The following is a 21,409-nucleotide window of genomic DNA, read 5'->3' on the forward strand; positions in this document are numbered from 1 at the left end:
CAATTGCATTCGTTTTCTGAAAATTACATTGACATCCTTCTCTTTTTCATTGCATAATGACAGAAATATAGTGAAGTTTTATTCATATCTTTAGATAACTATGCATTTTATAAAGAAGAGATACACAAACACAAACCTTTAACAGATACTGAAATCTCAGTATCTGTTTTCATTGGATAGCAAATGACTGGAGGAACTTTTAATGAAAACGGATCTAAACATCGCCTTTATTGGAGCTGGATCAATGGCTGAAGCTATGATCTCAGGGCTGCTGTCAGATAAAAAGCTTCGCCCCAATCAAATCACCGTAACAAATCATAGCAACGATAAAAGACTTCACGAACTTCGAAACGCCTATGAAATTAACATTACGCGTAATCATGCCTTGTTAATCGAAAAAAGCGATATCGTCGTGCTTGCTATTAAACCAAAAGACGTAGCGGAAAGCATCGATACGATTAAGTCTTATATTCGTCCGCACCACCTCGTTCTCTCTGTTTTAGCAGGTGTATCGACTGCCACAATTGTAAACTTGTTTGACCAAGAAGTAGCGGTTGTAAGAGCTATGCCAAATACATCGGCCTCTATTGGATTATCGGCTACAGCCATTGCACCCGGCAAGTTTGCTACAGCAGAGCATATGAACGTTACTACTGCTTTATTTGAAACGATTGGTACGGTTACAACTGTAGAGGAAGAGCAGCTTCACGCTGTAACAGGACTATCTGGAAGCGGCCCAGCGTATGTTTACTATCTAGTAGAAGCAATGGAAAAAGCAGCTGAAAAACAAGGCTTGGATACGTCAGTGTCAAATGAACTAATTCTTCAAACTCTTATCGGTGCTGCAGAAATGCTAAAACAGTCACCTAAAACGCCAGCCGTACTTCGAAAAGAAGTGATGAGTCCGGGCGGCACAACAGAAGCAGGAATCGAACAGCTTATTTCTCATAACTTCCAAGAAGCCATGATGCAGTGTATTGAACAAGCTACAATTCGCTCCAAATATTTAGGAGATACGATTGACGAAAAAATCTCGAGTAAACGTTCGTAAAGGTTCACCTCTTTCTAAAAAAAGAAAGAGGTTTTTTATGATTAAAAATGGATAAGCAGATTATGTGAAAGAAAATTCAATGCGGTGATATAATAACTTTTGTTTAGAGTATCGAAATAATTGGAGGTTAAACCGAATGACAACAAAACTATTTTCACCTTATACAGTGAAAGATGTAACATTAAAAAACCGAATTGTAATGTCACCAATGTGCATGTATTCATGCGAAAAGGAAGACGGCGTAATAACTGACTTTCATATGGTTCACTACACAACTCGTGCGTTTGGACAAGTAGGTCTCATTATGGTTGAAGCCTCAGCTGTCGTGCCACAAGGTCGTATTTCAGCTCAAGACTTGGGAATTTGGAATGATGAGCAAAAAGATGGATTAACGAAACTTGTGACACAGCTAAAAGAAAACGGTGCAAAAACAGCTATTCAACTTGCACACGCAGGACGTAAAGCAACTGTTGAAGGCGATATTTATGCTCCTTCCGCTATTGCTTTTGATGATAAAAGTAAAAAACCTGTGGAAATGACCACAGAACAAATTCATGAAACGATTTCTGCCTTTAAAGAAAGCGCTCGACGTTCAAAAGAAGCTGGATTTGATATTATCGAACTTCATGCGGCACACGGTTATTTAGTACATCAATTTCTATCGCCGCTAAGCAATAAGCGCAGCGACGAATATGGCGGCAGCGCTGAAAACCGCTATCGTTTCTTAAAGGAAATTATTGAAGCTGTGAAAACAGAGTGGGACGGCCCTTTATTTGTCCGTGTTTCTGCTTCTGACTATACAGAAGGCGGATTAACAGTCGATGATCACGTTGTATTTGCAAAATGGATGAAAGAACAAGGCGTCGACTTAATTGACGTTAGTTCCGGTGCTCTGGTACACGCTCCAATCAACGTATACCCTGGCTATCAAGTGCCGTTTGCAGATAAAATCAAGCAGCAAGCTAATATTGATACAGGCGCTGTTGGGCTAATTACAACTGGACGACAAGCAGAAGAGATTTTACAAAGCGAACGCGCTGATTTAATTTTTGTTGCGCGCGAACTTCTGCGCGATCCATACTTCCCGCGCACGGCGGCAAAAGAGCTAAATGAAACAATTTCAGCACCCGTTCAGTACGAACGCGGATGGTAAAAAAAGACGAGGATATCCTCGTCTTTTTTTATGAAATCGTAAACCGCTTCAAGTCTTCTGCTATGTCGGTATTCGGAAAAATTTCTTTTGCTCCTTCTGCTAGCTGGCTGACTGCGTCTCCTTGGTAACGCGAACTAATATGAGATAAAATAAGATGCTCGGCCGATGCTGTTTTAGCAATTTCAGCAGCTTCTTTTGCAGTAGAATGAAAATAGTTGTAAGCAAGCTCCTCGTCTCCCGCTGAAAAAGTAGCTTCATGGACTAATACATTCGCATCCATAGCAAGCTGAACACTTTGCATGCACTTTCTTGTATCTCCTAAAACCGTGATGACCTTCCCTTTTTTAGGCTCTCCTACAAATTCTTGACCATTGATTATACGCCCATCTTTTAATACTACTTCTTTCCCTTCTTTTAACTGCTGATAATGAGGCCCCGGGGGAATATTCATCTCTTTTAAACGCTGAACATCCAGTGATCCTGGCAAATCTTTTTCGACAACTCGATATCCATAAGATAAAATGCCATGTTCAAGCTTGCCAAACTCCACTGAAAAAGTTTCATCTTCAAAAATCGTTCCACTTTCACTGTCCTCTTCTATTTCAACAACCTCTAGAGGATATTGCAGATGAGTTTGACTTACAGCCAGCGTGACTTCAATAAATTCTTTAATTCCTTTTGGCCCGTATACAGTAAGCTGCGATTCTCCACCTTGAAAGGAACGGCTTCCAAGGAGTCCAGGCAATCCGTAAATATGATCACCGTGAAGGTGCGTAATAAAAATTTTCTCAATCCGCCTCGGTTTAACGGTTGTATGTAAAATTTGATGCTGCGTTGCTTCTCCACAATCAAAAAGCCACACCGCCCCTCTTTCTTGCAAAAGTTCGAGCGCAAGAGATGAAACATTCCGCTGTTTCGCCGGTACTCCTGCACCCGTCCCTAAAAATAACAATTCCATTTTCTACTTCCTCCTTCACACGCACAAAAAGCCTGTAAGTATATTATACAGGCTTTTTGCAAACTTACCTATTTGATGCTGTCAAGCGCATACGTAATAGTAGCTAATAACAGCTCAATATCACTTTCCTCAATGTTAAGCGGCGGTGAGAGCGTGAGAACATTATTATAGCCGGCCACCGTTGCTCCATTTTTCCCAATAATCACTCCTTTGCTTTTGCATTTAGCAATCACTTCATTTACAAGATTAACGTCTAACGGTTCCTTCGTTTGTTTATCAGCTACAAGTTCAATTCCAATTAAAAGCCCTTTACCCCTTACGTCTCCAACGTATGGGTGGCTATCGATAAGCGGCTTTAGCTCACTTAATACGTAAGCTCCGAGCTGTTTAGAACGGTCAAAAAGATTTTCTCTTTCCATAATTTCTAAATTCTTTAATGCCAGTGCACACGCAGCCGGGCTTCCTCCAAATGTATTAACATGGCGAAAATACTCGTACTGATCGCTATCTTTGAACGCTTCATAAATTTCTTTTTTAACAGCAGTTGCAGAGAGCGGAAGATATGCGCTTGTAATTCCTTTTGCCATGGTAATGATATCTGGTTTTACATCGTAATTCATAAAACCAAAGGCTTCTCCTGTACGTCCAAAGCCGCAAATAACTTCATCTGCAATTAAAAGTGCACCGTGTTTTTCACACGTTTCTTTTACGCCTTTCATATAATTTTGAGGCGGTAAAAGAATTCCTCCTCCTGTAATAATTGGCTCCATAATAACAGCGGCAATCGTTTCACTTAGCTCCCACGTCATAACGTTGTCAATATCTTTTACAGATTGAAGATTTTCTTTCGGTGCATCGTAGTCATCTTGCCCTCGGTACGAATCAGGCGGGGCAACGTGAATAAAGCCAGGGGCAAGCGGTTCATATTTATATTTACGCTGAGCTTGACCGGTTGCTGCTAGTGCGCCCATTGAATTTCCGTGATACCCTCGGTAACGCGAAATAAATTTGTAGCGAGAATGCTCTCCTTTTTGCTGATGGTACTGACGCACAATTTTAAAAGCCGTTTCATTTGCTTCAGATCCGCTATTTGAAAAGAAGATAACATAGTCATCACCTAGCATTTCATTTAGCTTCTCTGCCAGTTTGATAGCAGGTACGTGCGATTGAGTGAGTGGAAAATAAGCCAGTTCTTTTAGCTGCTCATAGGCTGCGAGCGCTAACTCATCCCGTCCATACCCGGTATTTACACACCAAAGCCCTGCCATTGCATCTAAATAACGATTTCCTTGTTCATCTGTAATCCAAGCACCTTTTGCTTTTGTAGCAACCATTGTTGCATCCGGACTGTATGGTTTCATTCCATGCCATACATACTGCTCATCTTTTGCACGCAGATCTTTTTCATTTTGACTGACCTGTACCATCTTATCCACTCCCAAATCGCTAGCGCGGTATTTTTTTCTGTATGAAAAGACTTCGACAAAATGCCGAAGCCACTTGCTATATTCATCTATATGTTAAAAGTCAAAGCGTGATGTAACCATCTTTTTACGTGTAAAGAAGTTCAAACCGTCTTTGCCGTTGACATGCAAATCTCCGTAAAAAGAGTCTTTCCAACCGGAGAATGGGAAGAAAGCCATTGTAGCAGGTACTCCTACGTTAATACCGAGCATACCCGCATCTGCTTCTTCTCTAAATTGACGCACCGCTTTTGCATCTTTTGTATAAATCGTTGCTCCATTTCCAAAACGGGATTTTTCCATATAGCGAAGTGCTTCATCTAATGTGTCAGCGCGAAGCAAGCTGAGTACAGGTGCAAAAATTTCTTCTTTAGCAATGGTCATATCAGGAGTTACGCGGTCAAAAATTGTTGCCCCTAAGAAGTTGCCTTCCGTATGCTCATCCATTTCTTTACGTCCGTCACGAATGAGTTCCGCTCCTTCTTTCATGCCAAGTTCAATATAATCCAGCACCTTATCACGGTGCTCTTTTCGAATCACAGGCGTTAGAAGCACTTCATCATCAAATCCGCTTCCCATAATTAATTCATCTGCTTTTTGTTTTAATTTTGCGACGAATTCATCGCCTTTTTCACCAACCACGATCACGGCGCTGCACGCCATGCAGCGCTGGCCGGCACTTCCATAAGCCGAGCTGATAATATGTGATACCGCTTTATCCATATCGCAGTCTGGCATCACAACATGGTGATTTTTAGCTCCAGATAAAGCCTGAACTCGTTTCCCTTGAGCAGCAGCTTGTTCATAAACATATTTTGCTACCGGCTGCGATCCGACGAATGAAATCGCTTTAACTTTTTCATGCTCTATTAATCCGTTCACGACATCGTGTGCCCCGTGCACAATATTTAATAATCCATCCGGTGCTCCTGCTTCTGTAAAAAGTTCAGCAAGTCGCGTTGCTAAAAGCGGCGTTCGCTCAGACGGTTTTAATACAAACGCATTTCCACATACAATGGCGAGAGGAAACATCCAAAGCGGTACCATCATCGGAAAGTTAAAAGGTGTGATGCCGCCAACGACACCCAGTGGAAAACGGAACATCTCAGAATCGATTTCTTCCGCTATGTTATTTAATGATTCTCCCATTAATAAAGTAGGAGCACCCGCGGCAAACTCCACGCATTCAATACCGCGCTGTACTTCACCGTAAGCTTCTTTGAAAGCCTTGCCGTTTTCTTGTACAACTAATTTAGCTAACTCTTCATGATGCTTAACGAGTAAATGCTGAAACGCAAACATTAATCTTGCTCGTTTTGGAGCAGGAACGTTACGCCATGTTTCAAATGTTTTTTGAGCTGTTTCCACCGCATTGGCTACGTCTTCTTTTGTAGAAAGCGGTACTTTTGCAATGACTTCGCCCGTCGATGGATTAATTACCTCTCCAAATTTTCCCCCTCCCGTATCAACCCATTTTCCGCCCACGTAATTTTTTAAAACTTGCGTATCATTATTCACAACTGACATATCGCTTGGCCTCCTCAAAAAATAAGAAATGACAAATCTACCTTTATTATTGAATAAATAAATGGTGGTTGCATTAGACAAAATGTGAAACAACTCTAGATTCTCGTTTCACATTTTGCGCAGTGAACTAGGAGAAAGCATGAACTAAAATGAACATATAGTAAAATCCTCCTCAACATAAAAAAACAGCTGTTTCCAGCTGCTTACTTATCCGTTTATAAATTCCGCACGCGACTTTTTCATCATAAACAAATATTCATATGCCATGATCATAAACTCGATTGCCAGTCGTTTTTCCGGCTCCATAAAGTCTTCACCCAACAGCTTTTCTAATTTTTCAATACGGTGATACAGCGTTTGCCGGACAATGTATAAACGCTTAGCCGTCTCTTGTTTAGATCCGTTGCATGCTAAATAAATTTTTAATGTTTCCATGAGTTTTGCATTATACGTTTCATCATATGTAATAACGGGCTGCAGATATTCAAACACCACTTCCTGTAAGTCTTCATGCTGATGTAAAAGCGAAATAATCCGGTACATATGCAAATCATCATAAAAATGAATAATGGTTTGTTTTTGCAGCATTTCTTGAATCGAAATCGTTTCTTTAGCCGTTTCATAGCTTTTATGCATGCAGTCAAGCTGTTCACAGTATTGGCCAATTCCGATAAAGCTAATGGCGTTCCTCTTTGAATTTTCATCCGATTCATATTGATTCATCCAGCGATGAAGGCTGTTTTCTAGTCTCTCTCTCCACGTGCTAACCATTCGTTTGTTCAAAAGAATAAATAATACTTCGCGATTTCGCTCGGAGACTAATAAGTGAAAGCCTTCTTGTTCAAAAATGCTTCGCAAGATCAGCTTAAAATACGTTCGATCAAACTTCTCCCGCCTTTGCCACTTACAGCAAACAACGACACCTCCGCGGATAGGAGAATCTGAACACACTTCGTGCATAGAGTCTTTTATTTGTTCAAGAGTTAACTCTCCGTTCATCCATTTCGTCATCCATTCGGTTTCATCTACTCTTTTTTTCTCTTCGACATACAGGTCCTTCAAAAAATGCTGAGCAAGTGCAGTCGCCGTTCGGTCAACGGTGAGCACTTCAAGTTCTGTTAATGCTTCATTTATAGAAGCGACATACAGCTGAGCATAATCTTGTCCTAATAAATGAATAGGCTGCTCAGTAAAATGCGGACTTCCATTTTCCCTGCTTATATAATGAAGTAGAAGCTGCTGTTTGAGCAAGTCCATCTCCGGAGCAAAGGTAAGTAATTCATTTGAAACTTTAAGGCCGACAAGAAGCCCCGTAGATTCATATAAACACTGTAAGATGAGGGCCGGATCATTAACTGTTAACAGCAGCTGATTTAGCCTATGAGAATACTGTTCTAAGTCGGAAATCATTTGATAGTGCTGATTAATTAAAAGCGAGTGAACATCTTGCGTAATTTCAACGAACGGAACTTCCTCGTGAAATAAAATAATCGGAAAATCACATTCGTTCGCTTTATCGATGACAATTTGCGGAATCTTAGAAGTATAAGTGCCAAGTTCAATACACAGTCCTGATGCCTTACAAGAAATTAATTGCCGAAGAAATGATAAACAAGATTGAGAATCTTCTCCCCAGCCTACCCCTGTTGATAAAATGAGCTCGTTTCCTTTTAGCAGCTCATTGATGCGCGTCACTTCCATCACGTGCACCCACTTCACAGAATTAGTAAGCCCGTTCTCTCCAGCTATTACTTCACAGTTTACAAAATGTTTCCTTGTTAAAATCTCTGTTACTGTTAAATATGATTTCAAGTCAACACCGCCCCTAGCGAATTTCACATCATGTCTCCTGGATCATTAACGCGTATTTCGCATATGTGTAGAACAAAAGCTATATCTTCTTACATTATATTAAATATTTAGAAGAAATAAAATATTTAATAAAAGAAACGAAAAAAGCCGTAACGATAATGGATCGTTACAGCTTCTGAGCTGTTTGCTGTAATTTATTAAAAAAACCGTGGCGTTTAACCGCTTGTTCTTTAATTCGGTGAATTTCTTTTTTATAAAACCGCAAATCTTGTAGTGACACTGCATTTAACATTTCCATTTTTAATTTATCAATAATTTTTGTTTCTTCCTGTGTCATACACTGCATAGCTTGATCCATCCGTGTCACACCCTTTTCGTATTTAATAGATTTAGTTTGAAAACGTTCTACTCTAATATTTACTACAATTTACTAGATAACTAAACCTTTTCTCTTTCGATGTAAACGAAATGTAACAACTGTAATACAGTGAATGGATAATATCTAGTTATTTTGTTTCACATCCAAAACGAAAAAAACACACAAACGGATCACTTTTGTCAGCCAATATAGTAAAAAACTTATAGGTATTAGTAAACAAATAAAGAGATTGAAACATAATTAAATTACTCCAATCAACATCTGAAAGCGCTTATATATATGAAATCTACGTTCACTCTACCAATAAAAAATCCGAACGATTCATCGTTCGGATCTTCCTTCAGCTAAAATAATTTTGTCCTAGCCTCCATTTTTATACTTGTTGAATCAGTACGGATGAAAAATATTTTCTAGCATCCGCCGTCAATATATGAAGTGTTTCTTGTTCGGTTTGGTTATTTTCGGTGCGTTCAAACGTCACAAACGCCCCGCTTAGATTCTCTGTTACGGCCGTTATTTTGAATCCTTTTTGCAGCAAAAAATCAATCTTTTCTCGCTCTGCCATATATTCATGGTAACTTGACACTTCCCTGCCTCCGATCTATTTTTGCATCTGTTTTTATAACATTAATTTTTCAGCTTCGTTAGCCGTGTTTAACTCATTAAACTTTGCTCGTTTTGTAAATTGTCCGTAGCCTTTTTGACCGACAAACTGCTTATCTTTTACGATAAATGCCCCGCGGCAAAGTACTGAAACCGGCTCACCTGTGACTTTCATTCCCTCAAATGCGCTATAATCGACTGCCATATGATGCGTGTTTGCTGAAATCGTACGTTCAACAGATGGATCAAATATAAGCAGATCCGCGTCTGCGCCAACCGCTATTGTTCCTTTTTTCGGGTACAGTCCGAACAGCTTAGCAATTTTTGTTGATGTTATATCAACAAACTGATTGATATTAATTCGTTTCTTCACTACTCCTTCTGAAAATAAAATACTCATGCGATCCTCGATAATAGGTCCTCCGTTTGGAATCTTCGTAAAATCTCCTTTCCCCAGATCTTTTTGACCGTTAAAATCAAATGAACACTGATCAGATCCAATCGTTTGCAAGTCGCCATTACGCAAAGCATTCCACAAAACATCTTGGTTCCATTTTTCACGTAAAGGCGGTGACCATACGTATTTTGCTCCTTCAAAATTCGGTTTCTCTAAATAGGTTTGGTCAAGCGTCAAATACTGCGGACACGTTTCACCCCAGATATTTACGCCTTTTTCCCTTGCTTCAGCAATCTTTTTAACCGCTTCAGCGCACGACACGTGAACAACATAGAGCTGTGAGTCAGCCAGCTCCGTTAGCACCGCGGCTCTTCCCGTAGCTTCTCCTTCTATTTCTGGAGGGCGAGTCAGTGCATGATAGATAGGATCAGTTTGTCCTTGTTCTAGTGCTTTTGCCGTTAAATACTCAATAACATCTCCATTTTCAGCATGTACCATCACAAGCGCCCCTAGTTTTTTAGCTTGCACTAGCGTTTGATAAAGGGTAGCATCGTCTGCTTGAAAAACATTTTTATAGGCCATGAATACTTTAAAAGAAGTAATTCCTTCTTTTTCAATAATTGTAGGAAGTTCATTTAATACATCTTCCGTGATTTCGCCAATCATTAGATGAAAGCTATAATCGATAGCCGCTTTCCCTTTTGATTTTTCATGCCATGTGCCGATCGCTTTTTGCAGCGGTTCGCCTTTATTGGTTAAGCAAAAATCAATAACAGTTGTCGTACCTCCAAAAGCTGCTGCTCTTGTACCTGTTTCAAAGTCATCTTTTGTAACGGTGCCTCCAAATGGCATATCTAAATGAGTATGAGGATCGATCCCTCCCGGAAATACATAGTTGCCTTTTGCATCAATCACTTCACAGCCCTGCTCTTCAAATGCCGAGCCAATTGCCGAAATAACTCCATTTTCAATTAAAATATCGGCTTTATACGTATCTGTTGCTGTGACTACCACACCATTTTTAACGATTTTCTTCATTTCTTCATCCCCTTTGTCTTTATACGTCTAATCGCTGTGCAGCCGTCGCTTGTAAAACAGCTTGGCGTTCATTCCACGTCATTGGAGGCTGTTCATTTGGTAATTCAACCATGGATATAGCCCCGTCCACCGGACATACAATCGAACATAAATTACAGCCTACACAATCTTCTTCTCGTACTTTTAAATAAGATTTCCCTGAAGGATCTTTCAGCATATCAATACATTGGTGAGAAGTATCTTCACAAGAAATATGACACTTGTTGCAGTTAATACACGTATCCGGATCGATGCGAGCCACTACTTTATAATTGAGATCTAAGTTGCCCCAGTCGGAATATTTTGAAACGGCTTTCCCTACAATATCACTTACTTTTTCGATTCCTCTTTCATCCAAATAATAATTGAGACCTTGAATCATATCCTCTACAATGCGGAACCCGTGATGCATAGCCGCTGTACATACTTGCACACCTGTAGCACCCATGAGCATAAATTCGACGGCTTCCTGCCAGTTCGAAACGCCTCCCATACCTGATATTGGAACGTTAATAAACGGACTTCTTGCACATTCAGCAACCATGTTTAATGCAATCGGCTTAACAGCCGGGCCGCAATAACCTCCGTGAGCGCCTTTTCCTGCTACGTGTGGAATCGTATTCCATGAATGAATGTCTACTCCTGCTAAACTATTAATAGTGTTAATCATGCTCACAGCGTCAGCACCGCCTCGAACCGCTGCTTCTGCTGTAACGGTGATATCTGTGATATTTGGGGTTAATTTAACAATAACCGGCGTTTGGGCAACTTCTTTAGCCCAATACGTTTGTTTTTCAACCAAATCAGGGACTTGCCCAGAGGCAGCACCCATCCCTCGTTCTGCCATTCCATGCGGACAGCCAAAGTTCAGCTCTAATCCATCCACTCCTACGTCTTCTACTTTTTTGACAATCTCATGCCATTTTTCTTGCTGAGGCTCTACCATAAGAGAAGCAATAATTGCGTGGTTAGGAAACTTCTTTTTCGTTTCATAGATTTCCTTCAAATTAACTTCAAGCGGACGATCGGTGATTAACTCAATATTATTAAAGCCGGCTACGCGCTGACCGTTGAAGCCAACGGCAGCAAATCGAGAGGAAACATTTAAAATCGGATCACCAAGCGTTTTCCAAACTGCGCCTCCCCATCCTGCTTCAAATGCACGCTGCACTTGATAACCTGAATTGGTTGGCGGTGCGGATGCCAGCCAAAACGGATTTGGTGATTGAATACCTGCTAAATTTGTTGTTAAATCTGCCATAGATTTCTCCTCCTCCTGATTTTAAGCTGTTTCCATTGTTTCTTTTGTTAACTGCATATGAATATTTAACGCCGTTTGTTTTCCTTGCTGAGCAGCGGTCACAACCATTGCTTCTCCTTGCCCTTTACCAAAAATAACGTCTCCGCAAGCAAATACTTTTGGATTGGATGTTTGAAACGTCTCTTGATTAATTAAGACAACTCCGTCTTCATGATGCAGCTGAAATTGTTGAATTAAAGACAGGTACCGTTCTTGACCAATTGCTTTAACAACAGCATCGACTGGAATGGTAAACGTTGAACCTTCAATAGGAACAGGCTTTCTTCGGCCGTCTGCATCTGGATCTGTTAGGGTCATTTTTACACATTCAATTCCGCTCACCTTACCATTTTCATCTCCAATAATTCGTATAGGAGCCGTTAACCAGCGGAATTCCACACCATCTTGTTTTGCAAATTCAAATTCAAAATCATAAGCCGTCATTTCTTCTCGTGTACGACGGTATAAAATTTGAACATTTTCAGCCCCCAAGCGCACGGAACACGTAGCACCATCAATCGCAGTATTTCCCGCACCAATGACAGCAACACGCTTACCCACAAATTCTGTTGATAACGCTTCTGACTTCGTTTTTTTCACAAAATCAATCGCGTCATACACACCGTCTAGCTCTTCACCTTCAACATGTAGAGAAGGCACCTTGCTCATACCAATAGCTAATACAACAGCATCATACGACTGCAGCAATTCGCTTGGAAGAATATCTTCTCCAATTCTTACGTTTGTTTTAATTTTCACATCTAAGCTTTTTACTTGTTCAACTTCCCAGAATGAAATCGCTTGAGGAAGACGAAACGACACGATTCCATATGTATTTAACCCTCCTGCTTGTTTTTCCGCTTCAAAAATGGTTACGTCATACCCAAATCGCGCCAGTTCTCTTGCTGCAGAGAGACCAGCCGGACCTCCGCCAACAATTGCTACCTTTTTGCCGTTTGCTTTTCCTTTTTCAAACAGCACCTGTTCATTTTGAATAGCCCAATCCGTTGCGTAGCGCTGCAAATCTCCAATCATAATTGGTTTGGTTGAATGATTAAGCACGCACGCTCCTTCGCATAGTTCATCAGTCGGACAGACTCTCGAACAGCTTGCTCCTACGGGATTAGAAGACATAATCGTTTCGGCAGACCCTTTTAAATTGCCCGATGCAATTTTTTTAATAAACGTCGGGATGTCAATTCCTGTAGGGCATGCCTGAATACAGGGTGCATCATAACAGTACAAACATCGATTAGATTCTTCGACTGCTTCTCTATTTGACAACCCTTTTTCTACTTCATTAAAGTTTTGAATGATGGACTGCAAACTTTCCTGTGACCGCATTGCATCAACCTCCCAAGGATATCTGTTGATAAAGCTCAGATTGAAAGCGCTTACATATTTTTTATATACGTTATTTTCAACTTCTACTTTGGTAAAATGTATTACTAACTTTATTGTACAAAACGACCGTCTTTTCTTCATTATACATTATGTTAAAAGATTCAGACTATTTACTATTCACTATGTAAAAAGCCTTGCTTTTATATAAAAGCAAGGCTGCAACTATTATTTTGCTACTTCTTTAATAATCGACACTACTAGTTCAGATGTCTTCACCAGTTCTTCTACCGGAATTTTTTCATTTGTTGTATGAATGTCTTCATAACCAACTGCTAAATTTACTGTTGGAATATCAAAGCCTGCGATTACATTTGCATCGCTTCCGCCTCCGCTTTGAAGCAGGCGTGAAGGACGATCGATATTAGCCACGGCTTTTTTAGCAACTTCGACAACATGATCTCCCTCACCGAATTTAAAGCCTGGATACATCACTTTAATATCAACTTCTGCACGTCCGCCCATTTCTTGTGCAGCTGTTTCAAACGCTTCTTTCATTTTCGCTACTTGTGCTTCCATTTTTTCCGGAATTAATGAACGAGCTTCTGCTAAAATATCGACGCGGTCACACACGATATTCGTTTGCGTTCCACCTTCAAAACGTCCAATATTCGCTGTAGTCTCTTCATCAATACGTCCAAGCGGCATTTTAGAAATGGCTCTTGAAGCAATCGTAATAGCAGAAACACCTCGTTCAGGAGCTACACCTGCATGAGCTGTTTTTCCATAAATTGTTGCATTCACTTTTGCTTGCGTCGGCGCAGCAACAATAATGTCTCCCACTTTGCCATCGCTATCTAAAGCATAGCCGAATTTTGCCGTTACAAGACTGGAATCAAGAGCTTTAGCGCCCACTAAGCCAGATTCTTCTCCTACTGTAATAATAAATTCAATTTTGCCGTGCGCGATGTTTTCTTCTTTTAATACGGTGATGGCTTCTAGCATTGCTGCTAAGCCTGCTTTATCATCCGCTCCAAGAATTGTCGTGCCGTCACTTTTAATATACCCATCTTCAATAGATGGTTTAATACCGTTTCCAGGTACGACTGTATCCATATGAGAAGTAAAGTAGATTGTGTCTACGCCTTCTTTTGTAGCTGGCAGTGTGCAGATTAAGTTGTTAGCTCCGTGGCCCGTTTTTTCTTTAGCATCATCTTCTACTACTTCGACGCCTAATGCGGTAAATTTTTCTTTTAGTACAACAGCAATTTTTTCTTCATGCTTTGTTTCTGAGTCTACTTGTACTAATTCAATAAATAAATCAACGATTCGTTGTTCATTAATCATAATATGTAATCCCTCCAAAAATAACCTACAATGGTATGTTACCATGTTTCTTTGCTGGACGCTCTTCCTTTTTATTGTGCAACATTTCAAGTGCTTGTATTAATTTTATTCGCGTTTCCCTAGGATCAATAACATCATCAACCATTCCAGCGCTTGCCGCTACGTAAGGATTAGCAAATTTCTCGCGATACTGTTCAATTTTTTCGTGTCTTGTTTCATCTGGGTTTTCGCTACCTCGAATGTCGTTTGCAAAGATAATATTTGCAGCACCTTGAGGACCCATAACAGCGATTTCTGCATTCGGCCACGAATACACAAGGTCCGCTCCAATCGATTTACTATTTAAAGCTACGTATGCACCGCCGTATGCCTTTCGCAAAATCACCGTGATTTTCGGAACGGTAGCTTCGGAGTATGCATATAAAATTTTAGCACCATGACGTATAATTCCGCCATGTTCCTGCTTGATACCTGGGAAGAAACCTGTAACATCTTCAAATGTAATAAGTGCGATATTAAATGAATCGCAAAATCGAATAAACCTTGCTGCTTTATCTGAGGAGTTAATATCTAAACTGCCTGCCATTACTTTAGGCTGGTTACACACAAGTCCGACAACTTTTCCATCTATGCGGGCAAAACCAATGACAATATTTCTTGCAAAGTCTTTTTGCACTTCAAAAAATGAGTGCTCGTCCACTACTTGGTGAATGACTTGACGCACATCGTAGGGGCGCACGGCATCAAACGGGACAACGTCTAATAAATCCGGACGATAATGATCACACTCTGCCTTTGAAGCTAAAGGAGGCTGCTCTTGGCTAGACTGAGGAAGATAGCTTAAGAGCGTTCGTACTTGTTCTAGCACCTCTTGTTCTGTTGCACCTCTAAAATGGGCATTACCGCTAATTTCGTTATGAACAGCTGCTCCTCCAAGATTTTCAGAGGAAATGCTTTCTCCCGTTACCGTTTCAATTACTTTTGGTCCTGTAATGAACATTTGACTTGTTTCTTCTACCATAAAAACAAAGTCTGTAATCGCCGGTGAATACACGGCTCCGCCTGCACAAGGACCCATAATAACAGATATTTGAGGCATGACACCCGAATAAATGGCATTTCGATAAAAAATATGACCGTATCCATCAAGAGACATGACGCCCTCTTGAATACGAGCTCCGCCTGAATCATTTAAGCCAATAAACGGCACGCCTGTTTTAGCCGCTAAGTCCATTACGTGCGCAATTTTTTTAGCATGCATTTCACCTAACGCACCTCCGAATACTGTAAAATCTTGCGAAAACAAGTAGACTGAGCGACCGTTTACCTTGCCGTAACCTGTTACTACCCCGTCTCCTGGTCCTACTTGATTATTCATACTGAAATCCGCACACCGATGTTCAATAAACGGATTTAATTCGACAAATGTATGTTCATCCAAAAGAATTTCAATTCGTTCGCGTGCCGTTAGTTTTCCTTTATGGTGCTGTTTTTCAATTTTTTCGTCTCCACCGCCTAACTCGATCTTTCGGCGCTTATCGTACAATTCATTTAATTTATCATAAATGTCAACCATGTTTCTTCTCCTCCTCTAGTGTTTTTTCACAGAGCTCATAAAGAACACCGTTTGCTGACTTTGGATGCAAAAAAGCAATGGATGCTTCCCCTGCGCCTTTTCGCGGAACATCGTCAATCATTTGTACACCCTTCTCCTTTAACTCGTTAATCCGTTCTTCAATCGTGCGCACACCTAAAGCAACATGATGAAGACCTTCACCTCTCTTTTTGATAAACGCGCCGACCGCACTGTCTTCAAAGAGCGGCTCTAATAATTCAATTTTTACGTTGCCGCACTGAATAAAAGCAACTTTTACTCCTTGTTCTTCTACTTCTTCTACTTTTAATAGAGACAGTCCTAATACCTTTTCATAAAACGGGAGGCTGCCTTCAATTGATTTTACAGCTATTCCTATGTGATCAATTCCTTTTATCACTTTCTCACCTCTTAAAAAAGCGTTTTCATTTACACATATTCTTGAAAACAAAAGAAATCTCCTGCTCGCGTATCTACAGAAAGTTGCTTGTCTAAGCAGCGGAAGACATGTAAAATAAGAAAAAAACGTGTAGGAGGACTTTGGTTGTATGTCTAATAAGAAAATCCAAAAAACCATTGTGTTTTTAATGCTTCTTGTCATGTTAATATCTACGCTTTTAGCTGGACTTGCCATGTGGTTTTAATCGGAACCGATGACTAAAAACATAGCTGCACTGCTGTTTCTGTGTGCAGTGCAAACATATAAAAAAGACTGGTGACTAGTCACCAGTCTTTTGCTGTATATTCACAATGCCTTTTTGAGCGGCTAACTCTTCAAAAGATTGATCTGTAGATACAATCCATACTTTTGTACCTAACGGGACTTGGTCATATAAATGGCTTACTTCACGATTTTCTACGCGAATGCAGCCATTCGATACATATTTACCGATGGAATCCGGCTGATTTGTACCGTGAATGCCATAAATACGTCCGTCAGTCTCTCTTGCATCAAACCCAATCCACCTTACACCTAGAGGATTTTGAGGAGCGCCTCCTTCGATATTACTTCTCCGATAATAAGGATTAACAGCTTTTACTGTTACGGTGAACTCCCCTTCGGGCGTCAGATTAACTGTTTTCCCCGTTGCTACTTTAATAATTTGTTTAATTTCTTTATTTTGAATATAAGCAAGCTCATTGCTTTGTTTATTAATAATAATATAAGGATCATTTGGCAACGGATTTTCTCCTAATGGCCAAACCGGAGATAGTAGTAAAAGGATAAAAGCAAACACATGCACGTAATCCACCACCTTACGTTAGTCCTAAATAAGACGAGAGAGATATCTCTTGTCTTATTTAGTGTTCGTAAGCAAGATAAACAACATGCATGCTGTTTAACTTATTTTTAAGGTTTGTTTAATAACTAAATATTGTTCAATTTCTTTGACTACGTGCAGTAAATCGGCACGCGCTTCAAACTCTTCCCGCGTTTTTGGAAGTGGCATCTCTGCAAACGCTTCTCGTAAATGCTGAAGTTTGGCTAAAAATAATTTTGCTGTATTACCGGGGTGGATGGATAGACTTAATTCTTCAATGAAATCGGCAATCATGTAGCGCTGTTCTACCACCAAATCAATAGCGGTAATGAGAGGAAGCGTTCGCTCAATAATTTCAAGCTGTTTTTCACGAATTTTAAAATAGCGGTAATAATAGTTTTCCCCACGCACAAAATGATTTTCTACATCACGAAACGCAAGGCTTTTTGCTTTTTCTAAAATTTTTACCGTATCTGCAATTTCCTTACCGTCCCAACTGCTGTCATTGGTTCTGAGATACAGGGCAATTTCTTTTAACATCGACCGGAAATTCTCTTCAATTTCTTGCTGATACGTGCGAAGCTCTTGATCTAAACTTGGCATGTATAAATTCACAAGCAGGGCAACACCTATCCCAATTACAATTAAGCCAAGTTCATTAAAGACGATTCCCCATGTCATATTGCCTTTGGAGTAAATATGAAGCAAAATAACGGAGCTTGTAACAATGCCTGCATTAACTTTGAATATAACCGTAACCGGGATAAACAAAAGCAGCATCAGTCCTATAACAATTGGATGATAAGCAATCCCTTCAAAGAATATAAACGAAAACAGAATGGACAAAGAACAAGCAATAAAACGATCGCTTGCACTTCGCAACGATTTTTTCTTTGAATTTTGAATGCACAAAATGGTGATAATTCCAGCTGATACAAAAAACTCGAGGTGAAAGAACTGAGCTATAATAATAGCCAGTGATGTACCGACGGCTGTTTTAATTGTCCGGTACCCAATTTTAAATTTCATTTTCTAGACTCCTACATGTTGGTTTCTTTTTAGTGTGATAAAATACTCTATTCTTTATTAACACGAATAGAAAAATAACACAACCTTAAACCCTGCTGTACCGTATAAATTTCAATAAAAAAAGTGCAGAAAAGTTCGTACTCTTCCTGCACTTTTTTTATTATAAAATCTTTTCTAAGAAATCTTTAGCACGCTTGCTTTTAGGCGCTGAGAAAAATTCAGCCGGAGGCGCATCTTCAACAAGCACACCGCCGTCTAAAAACAGCACGCGATCCGCTACTTCTCGTGCAAATCCCATTTCATGCGTTACAATGACCATCGTCATTCCTGTTTCTGTTAGCGACTTCATTACGTCGAGTACTTCTTTTACCATCTCTGGATCCAATGCTGAGGTTGGTTCGTCAAACAGCATCACTTTCGGTTCCATTGCCAGTGCTCTGGCAATAGCTACACGCTGCTTTTGACCGCCCGATAAGCGACTTGGAAACTCGTTGGCTTTTTGAGCAAGCCCCACTTTTTGGAGTAATTCTTTGCCTTTAGCAACAGCCGTTTCTCTTGACACGCCTTTTACCGTCATCGGAGCATACGTCAAATTTTCAAGCACTGTCATATGTGGAAACAAGTGAAAATGCTGAAATACCATTCCTACGTTTTCACGCACACGCATAATGTTTGTTTTTTTATCTGTAATCACTTGACCGTTAATTGAAACGACTCCGCTCGTCGGTTCTTCAAGCAGGTTCATACAGCGTAAAAAAGTAGATTTACCAGAACCAGAAGGGCCAATAACAGCCACGACTTCTTTTTCTTTAATCTTAGTTGAAATACCTTTTAAAACTTCATTTTTACCAAATGATTTGTGTAAATTTTCAACGTTAATCACCTTTTCTCATTCTCCTCTCGACTGCTTTACCAAGGAGCGTTAAGCCCATTACCATTACATAATAAATCAACCCTGCAAAAATTAACGGTTCAAGGTAGGCGAACTTTTCTCCCCCTACAATGTAAGCACGGCGCATAATGTCGAGTGCTCCAATAACTGTAACGATAGCTGATTCCTTTGTTAATGTAATGAACTCATTCATTAAAGCAGGTAAAATATTTTTAAGTGCCTGTGGCAAAATAATTTGTCCCATCATGCGGCGATAAGGAATTCCTAACGCTAATGCCGCTTCACGCTGTCCTTTGTCAACAGCTAAAATACCAGCGCGAATAATTTCAGATATATATGCTGCAGAGTTTAGCCCGAACGCAGCAACGGCTGCTGGAAACGGGGCAATATCAAACCCGAGCAGCTGAGGTAATCCAAAGTATATTAATAATAATTGCAGTACTAGCGGTGTTCCGCGAAACACGGACGTATATGCATCCGCAAACCATTGAAGAGGTTTATTGCGGCTGATTTTACATAAAGATAAAATAACTCCCAGCACAAACCCTAAAATTGCTGAAGCTAGGACTATCTGTATCGTTACCCCTATCCCTTTTAAAATATAAGGCATAGAAGGCACGATTTGCGAAAAATCCAAATTCATGCCTAGTTCCATTCCTCTCTAACTATCATTCTTATTTTTGGTCGTCAAACCACTTAACGATTAATTTATCTAATTCACCGTTTTCTTTCATTTTCTTTAATTCACGGTTAAAGTCATTCGTTAGCTTGCTGTCTTTAGGAAATGCGATTGCTGATCCTTTACTTGAATCTGGACGTCCGGTATCAGACATTTGCAAGCTTTTGTCTTTGTTCACATACCCTTTAGCTACTGTATCTTCAATAATCGCTGCATCGATACGATTTGATTTCATTTCTTGAATTAGTTCTGGAATACGGTCACGCGTTGTTACATTTACTCCGTCAACTTCTTTTGCAATTTCTTTTGCTTCGTCTGCTTGAATAGAAGAAGTTTGTACACCGACTGTTTTTCCTTTTAGTTCTTCTGCATTTTTAATTGGCGCATCTTTCTTCGATACAATCATGTTTTTTGCTTCATAGTATACGTCCGAGAAGTCCACGTTCTTTTTACGCTTTTCAGTTGGCGTCATACCCGCTAAAACTAAATCGACTTTATTAGATTGTAAAGCTGGAATTAATCCGCCAAATTCCATATCCTTCACCTGTACGTCATACCCTAACTTTTTACCGATTGCTTTTGCTAAATCTACGTCAAATCCGATTGCTTCACTATCACCTTTTGCCGTATCAATATATTCAAATGGTGGGTAATCTGCTGATGTTCCCATTACTAGTACTTTTTTATCTTTGTCGTCGCTGCTTGCTCCGCCATTAGACGTTCCATCTCCTGCTCCGCATGCAGCTAAAACGCCTGCTGTTAAAAGACCAATTGCCGTTACCGATAACCACTTCTTCAATTTCATCTTCGTTCCCCCTAGTTTATTCCTTACATTATTTTTTAAAAATTAATAATATTATGAAATAAGTTTTTTACTATTGCAAGTAAATGTCGAAATTTAAATATATATTCATATAAATGTATTTTAACACAACATTATAAATATGCAATATCTTTTTTAAATATAAGTTTCACTATTTGAAAATACCTTTTCTCAACATTTTCCACTCGTTAGAAGGCCTGCATACAGATAGGTAAAAAAACGCATAAAAAAAGAAGCCGTTCAAAACGGCTTCTCTCTTACACTTCTTCACAGTGCTGTTCGAATGCTTCTTGCAGCTTCATCACAACTGACATTGGCTCATGGCCTTCAATTTCGTGACGCTCTACCATTGTGATAATTTTTCCGTCTTTTAATAAGGCGAAAGATGGAGATGAAGGCGGATAACCTTCAAAGTATTCGCGTGCACGTGCAGTTGCTTCTTTATCTTGCCCAGCAAATACTGTAACCAAGTTTGTTGGACGTTTATCATAATGTACAGAGTGCGCTGCAGCAGGTCTTGCAATACCTCCTGCACAACCACAAACTGAATTCACCATTACAAGCGTTGTACCAGGCTTTTTAAAGGTTTCATCTACCGCTTCAGCCGTCGTTAATTCTGTATAACCAGCAGCTGTAATTTCTTTGCGGGCTTGACGAACAACGTCGTTCATAAACAAGTTAAAATCGATATTCATTTTCATACCTCCCTTTTGCTATCTATT

General features: G+C 39.9%; 21 protein-coding genes. 3 read left to right on the forward strand and 18 right to left on the reverse strand.

Features of this window, described 5'->3' with window-relative positions:
• The first annotated feature begins 202 nt into the window (after window positions 1-202).
• Window positions 203-1,051, forward strand: a complete 849-nt coding sequence (gene proI, locus LJC66_RS22400) for a pyrroline-5-carboxylate reductase ProI (RefSeq protein WP_013059097.1) — start codon at window positions 203-205, stop codon at window positions 1,049-1,051.
• 136 nt (window positions 1,052-1,187) lie between these two features.
• On the forward strand, window positions 1,188-2,204 hold the full coding sequence (namA, locus tag LJC66_RS22405; protein WP_230933560.1) for an NADPH dehydrogenase NamA: 1,017 nt from the start codon (window positions 1,188-1,190) through the stop codon (window positions 2,202-2,204).
• Between the two features lie 28 nt (window positions 2,205-2,232).
• On the opposite strand, the gene rnz is transcribed toward namA, so the two are convergent.
• The 12 genes from rnz to mce form a co-directional block, all read right to left on the reverse strand.
• Window positions 2,233-3,162, reverse strand: a complete 930-nt coding sequence (gene rnz / locus LJC66_RS22410; RefSeq protein WP_195695926.1) for a ribonuclease Z — start codon at window positions 3,160-3,162, stop codon at window positions 2,233-2,235.
• A 68-nt stretch (window positions 3,163-3,230) separates the two neighbouring features.
• Window positions 3,231-4,589 carry an aspartate aminotransferase family protein gene (locus tag LJC66_RS22415; protein ID WP_195695925.1) on the reverse strand — a complete coding sequence of 453 codons (1,359 nt, stop codon included), beginning with the start codon at window positions 4,587-4,589 and terminating at the stop codon, window positions 3,231-3,233.
• 93 nt (window positions 4,590-4,682) lie between these two features.
• A complete protein-coding gene (locus LJC66_RS22420) occupies window positions 4,683-6,152 on the reverse strand; it encodes a CoA-acylating methylmalonate-semialdehyde dehydrogenase (RefSeq protein WP_195695924.1) in 1,470 nt (489 codons plus the stop codon).
• A 207-nt stretch (window positions 6,153-6,359) separates the two neighbouring features.
• The gene (locus tag LJC66_RS22425; RefSeq protein ID WP_230933561.1) at window positions 6,360-7,991 is read right to left on the reverse strand and encodes a PucR family transcriptional regulator; all 1,632 of its coding nucleotides are present in this window, start codon (window positions 7,989-7,991) and stop codon (window positions 6,360-6,362) included.
• A gap of 139 nt (window positions 7,992-8,130) precedes the next feature.
• Window positions 8,131-8,322 carry a hypothetical protein gene (locus tag LJC66_RS22430; protein ID WP_098249282.1) on the reverse strand — a complete coding sequence of 64 codons (192 nt, stop codon included), beginning with the start codon at window positions 8,320-8,322 and terminating at the stop codon, window positions 8,131-8,133.
• A 394-nt stretch (window positions 8,323-8,716) separates the two neighbouring features.
• A complete protein-coding gene (locus tag LJC66_RS22435) occupies window positions 8,717-8,929 on the reverse strand; it encodes a hypothetical protein (RefSeq protein ID WP_013084958.1) in 213 nt (70 codons plus the stop codon).
• A 33-nt stretch (window positions 8,930-8,962) separates the two neighbouring features.
• Window positions 8,963-10,381, reverse strand: coding sequence for a dihydropyrimidinase (gene hydA / locus LJC66_RS22440; RefSeq protein WP_230933562.1), 1,419 nt, complete (start codon window positions 10,379-10,381; stop codon window positions 8,963-8,965).
• Between the two features lie 19 nt (window positions 10,382-10,400).
• Window positions 10,401-11,681, reverse strand: a complete 1,281-nt coding sequence (gene preA, locus LJC66_RS22445) for an NAD-dependent dihydropyrimidine dehydrogenase subunit PreA (protein ID WP_164796470.1) — start codon at window positions 11,679-11,681, stop codon at window positions 10,401-10,403.
• Window positions 11,682-11,702: 21 nt separating this feature from the next.
• Window positions 11,703-13,064, reverse strand: coding sequence for an NAD(P)-dependent oxidoreductase (locus LJC66_RS22450; protein ID WP_230933563.1), 1,362 nt, complete (start codon window positions 13,062-13,064; stop codon window positions 11,703-11,705).
• A 225-nt stretch (window positions 13,065-13,289) separates the two neighbouring features.
• The gene (locus tag LJC66_RS22455; protein WP_050688173.1) at window positions 13,290-14,408 is read right to left on the reverse strand and encodes a tripeptidase T; all 1,119 of its coding nucleotides are present in this window, start codon (window positions 14,406-14,408) and stop codon (window positions 13,290-13,292) included.
• Between the two features lie 25 nt (window positions 14,409-14,433).
• Window positions 14,434-15,984 carry an acyl-CoA carboxylase subunit beta gene (locus LJC66_RS22460; RefSeq protein ID WP_230933564.1) on the reverse strand — a complete coding sequence of 517 codons (1,551 nt, stop codon included), beginning with the start codon at window positions 15,982-15,984 and terminating at the stop codon, window positions 14,434-14,436.
• Entirely contained in the window at window positions 15,977-16,402 is a 426-nt protein-coding gene (gene mce, locus LJC66_RS22465; RefSeq protein WP_028411573.1) for a methylmalonyl-CoA epimerase, read from the reverse strand. Before mce ends, LJC66_RS22460 begins: the two co-directional genes overlap by 8 nt.
• Window positions 16,403-16,550: 148 nt before the next feature.
• Between mce and prli42 the strand changes: the two genes are divergently transcribed.
• Window positions 16,551-16,646 carry a stressosome-associated protein Prli42 gene (gene prli42, locus LJC66_RS22470; protein WP_149917156.1) on the forward strand — a complete coding sequence of 32 codons (96 nt, stop codon included), beginning with the start codon at window positions 16,551-16,553 and terminating at the stop codon, window positions 16,644-16,646.
• A gap of 75 nt (window positions 16,647-16,721) precedes the next feature.
• Here prli42 and LJC66_RS22475 read toward each other — a convergent pair whose 3' ends face one another.
• The 6 genes from LJC66_RS22475 to LJC66_RS22500 all read right to left on the reverse strand — a co-directional run bounded on the left by LJC66_RS22475 (window position 16,722) and on the right by LJC66_RS22500 (window position 21,382).
• Window positions 16,722-17,246, reverse strand: a complete 525-nt coding sequence (locus tag LJC66_RS22475) for a L,D-transpeptidase (RefSeq protein ID WP_014458269.1) — start codon at window positions 17,244-17,246, stop codon at window positions 16,722-16,724.
• Window positions 17,247-17,342: 96 nt separating this feature from the next.
• A complete protein-coding gene (locus tag LJC66_RS22480) occupies window positions 17,343-18,293 on the reverse strand; it encodes an aromatic acid exporter family protein (protein WP_230933565.1) in 951 nt (316 codons plus the stop codon).
• Window positions 18,294-18,453: 160 nt separating this feature from the next.
• Window positions 18,454-19,176, reverse strand: a complete 723-nt coding sequence (locus LJC66_RS22485) for an amino acid ABC transporter ATP-binding protein (RefSeq protein WP_230933566.1) — start codon at window positions 19,174-19,176, stop codon at window positions 18,454-18,456.
• Complete coding sequence (locus tag LJC66_RS22490) at window positions 19,169-19,828, reverse strand: amino acid ABC transporter permease (RefSeq protein ID WP_013059114.1); 660 nt, start codon at window positions 19,826-19,828, stop codon at window positions 19,169-19,171. The genes LJC66_RS22485 and LJC66_RS22490 overlap by 8 nt, the downstream gene beginning before the upstream one ends.
• A gap of 31 nt (window positions 19,829-19,859) precedes the next feature.
• Window positions 19,860-20,663, reverse strand: coding sequence for a transporter substrate-binding domain-containing protein (locus LJC66_RS22495; RefSeq protein WP_372586388.1), 804 nt, complete (start codon window positions 20,661-20,663; stop codon window positions 19,860-19,862).
• Window positions 20,664-20,944: 281 nt separating this feature from the next.
• The gene (locus tag LJC66_RS22500) at window positions 20,945-21,382 is read right to left on the reverse strand and encodes a BrxA/BrxB family bacilliredoxin (protein WP_028410674.1); all 438 of its coding nucleotides are present in this window, start codon (window positions 21,380-21,382) and stop codon (window positions 20,945-20,947) included.
• Between the last annotated feature and the right edge of the window lie 27 nt (window positions 21,383-21,409).

Origin of the sequence: Priestia sp. TSO9 (genome assembly GCF_021029645.1) — a bacterium.
GTDB lineage: Bacteria > Bacillota > Bacilli > Bacillales > Bacillaceae_H > Priestia > Priestia megaterium_E.